At 74.8% G+C, this 3,005-nt stretch carries 3 protein-coding genes; all 3 read right to left on the reverse strand.

Going from position 1 to position 3,005, the window contains the following annotated elements; genetic code table 11:
- On the reverse strand, nt 1–1,883 hold a 1,883-nt coding region (locus ACTUAL_RS03495), incomplete at its 3' end, for an alpha/beta fold hydrolase (protein WP_440899245.1).
- Nucleotides 1,884–1,917: 34 nt separating this feature from the next.
- Complete coding sequence (locus ACTUAL_RS03500; RefSeq protein ID WP_096494696.1) at nt 1,918–2,589, reverse strand: GPR1/FUN34/YaaH family transporter; 672 nt, start codon at nt 2,587–2,589, stop codon at nt 1,918–1,920.
- A gap of 90 nt (nt 2,590–2,679) precedes the next feature.
- Nucleotides 2,680–3,005: phosphopantetheine-binding protein (locus tag ACTUAL_RS03505; protein WP_440899246.1), on the reverse strand; the 326-nt coding region annotated here is incomplete at its 5' end.

Below are 3,005 nucleotides of genomic sequence, written 5' to 3' on the forward strand. Positions count from 1 at the left end.
CGTTCGGCCCGCAGGTCCAGCCCGTCGACCGCGGGCGCCCCGGTCTGGTGCCGCTTGACCAGTCCCTCGACCAGCAGCGGCGTGTCCGCGAGCGCCGGGTCGAAGTCGACACCGCCGCGGCGCGCGCGGGCGACCAGCAACGCCACGAGCACCGCGACCGCGACCAGCGCCAATCCCAGCAGCGACCCCACCGGCAGCGCGGTGCCCACCTGCGCGGCGGCCACCACGGGCACCCGCAGCGGGCCCACGACCGACACCCGGTAGGCGGCGGGCTCGGTCGCGCTGTCGAAGACCAGGTCCGTCGTGCTGATCGACAGCTCCAACCGGTGCCCGGCCTCCACCGGGCGCACCACGCCCGGCAGGGTCACGGTCACCTCCACCGCCGTCCCGTCGGCGGGCAGGTCGGGAAGCCGCAGCGGCGCCACGGCCCCCGAGGGCAGGGTGCGCGCGCCGGTCGGCGCGACGTCGTACAGGCGCGCGAACAGCAGACCGCCACCGCCGTCGGTGGAGGACACCCGCAGCCTGGCCGTGGTCGACCCGGTGATCAGAAGCTGGGCGTCCACCGGTTCCGACCGGAACCCGGCCGACTGCCCCGGTGGATCCCCGCCCACGACGCCCTCCAGCAGGCCGCCCGCCACCGAGGGGTCGACGCCGGGGATGGCGCTGATCGCCGAGGGGGAGCCGCCGGGCGGGTTCACCACGATCCGCTCGTCCCCCGGAACGGGCACCTCGTGGCGGGTGACGGCCGGACCGCCCAGGCCGGGGTAGGACTCCGCGCGCACCTGCCGGACGGAGACCGCCCCCTCGGGGCGCACGGCGCCCTGCACGTCGTAGTGGAACCGGCCGAACGGGTCCGGGACGTCACCGCTGAGCCTGGCCCGCAACCACCCGCCGATGTCGGCCCGCAACCGCGCGTCGGGCTTGCCCGCGTCGTGCCCGCCCGCGAACCACACCACCTGCACCGGCGCGCCCGCCGCGTGCAGCTGCCTCGCCGTGGCGTCGGCCTGGTCCAGGCCGAACAGGGTGTCCGACTCACCCTGCACCAGCAGGGTCGGCGCGCTGATCCGGTCGGTGACCGACGTGGGGGAGAGCCGGTGGAGCGCGGCCAGCCCCGCTTCGCCCAGGGCGCCCGTCGTCGCCAGCTCGGTGTAGGCCCGGCACACCGCCTCGGTGAACCGGCCGCACGGCCGCGCGGAACCCGCCCGCGCCGGGTCGAGCGCGTCGGCCCCCGCCGAGAACAGGATTCCCGCCCACGCCCGCTTGAACACGCCGTCCGCCGCTGCGGGCCCCTCGGCCGGGGTGCCCGCCGAGCCCGCACCGCCGCTCGCCGAGTTCGGCGCCAGGCTCAGCGCCAGGTCGTTGTAGGTCATCACCGGGGCCACCGAGTCGACCCTGGGGTCCGAGCCCGCCAGCATGAGTGCCAGCGCGCCCCCGTAGGACACGCCGGTCACCCCAACGCGCGGGTCGCCGGGCGCGTCCAGCAGCACCTCGGGGCGCCCGGCCAACCGGTCCAGCAGGCGGCGGGCGTCGGCGACCTCGCCGTCTGGGTCGTTCAGCCCGATGAGGCCGCCGCTGTCGCCGAACCCGCGCGCCGAGTAGGTCTGCACCACGAAGCCCGCCTCGGCCAGCTCCACGGCCTCGGCGTCGACCGCGTGCTTGTCGGCGCCGAAGCCGTGGGCCAGCAGCACCGCGGGCGCCGGGGTGGCTGCGGGCAGGTACAGGCTGGTGTCCAACCGGATCGGCCCGGACGCGCCGGGCCCCGCAGGCACCTCCACCGCGGCGTGCTCCACGCGCACCCCGCCGTCCGCCCGCTCCTGCGGGGCCGTGGAGAGCAGCGCGCCCACGACCGCCAGCACGCCCACCACTGCCAGTGCCCGCTTCACACCCACCCCCAGCGCACCGGGCGCCACGACGCCGTCAGCGCTTGACGAACGGACGGCCCAGCCGGAACGGGCGCCCGCCGGTGGCCTCGTTCATGGCCCCGGCGAAGATCCAGGCGCTGAAGCCGATGAACAGGAACATGCCCAGGTTGGCTGCCGTCAGCACCGCCGGGTCCCCGGCCTGGGGGTTGGCCGCGGCCTGGATGATCGACAGGAACATGCCCAGCAGCACCAGGTCGATGCCGACGAACAGGATCGTGTACGACTTGGGCAGCCGCAGCGTGGTCAGGGTGAAGGCGGTCAGCACGATCAACCAGGCGAACACGAAGCTGGCGTGGGCGTTGCGCTGCTCCAGGTTGGCCAGGTCGCCGTACCAGTCGTGCCCCAGGCCCAGGGTGAGCGCGGAGAAGCTGAACCAGAACGTGCTGAACAGCCCCCACACCGCCGCGAAGTGGCCTTGGCCGATCCTGGCGGCCCACACCGTCGCGATCATCGACAGCACGCCGCTGGAGAGCACCATCACCGGCAGCGACGCGGCGAGCGAGTTGCCCGCGCTGCGGAAGTCGGTCAGGTACAGCACCAGCGACAGCGAACCGGTGATCAGCGCCGGCAGGCCCAGCAGGGCCGGGTTGTCCGCCCCGGTCCCGGAGGACCGGTGCTCGGCCGTGGTGGCGCCTGTGGCTGACTGCTTGATCTCTGCGGTGGTCATGGACCGTCCTCCTGCGCGAGTGGGTGCGGCTCGTAGAACGCTAGGGAGACCGGTTATCACGGTGGTCTCACCCGCGGTCTCCGACCGGTCTCAGCGGGTCCGCTGTCCTTGGTGGGGGGTGCGGCGGACCCTGGGGATCGTCACCGGGGCGGCGACTTCCGGCAGGTGCGAGGCCAGGCCCGCCACCGTGGGGTGGTCGAACACCGCGCGCAGCGGCAACCTGGTCCCCGTGCGCGCCGCGATGCGGCTGACCACCCGGCTGGCCAGCAGGGAGTGCCCGCCCACGGCGAAGAAGTCGTCATCCACCCCGAGCTCGTCCAGCTCCAGCAGCTCGGTCCAGATCTCGGCCACCAGGCGCTCGTTCGCCGTGCGCGGCGGGCCGCCTGCCGCCCGCGCCGAGGTCGGCTCGGGCAGTG

Source organism: Actinosynnema sp., assembly GCF_052038725.1.

Coding starts and splice junctions, on each gene's coding strand:
- ACTUAL_RS03500 (WP_096494696.1), bottom strand. CDS start 2,589: ATGACCACCGCAGAGATCAAGCAGTCAGCCACAGGCGCCACCACGGCC.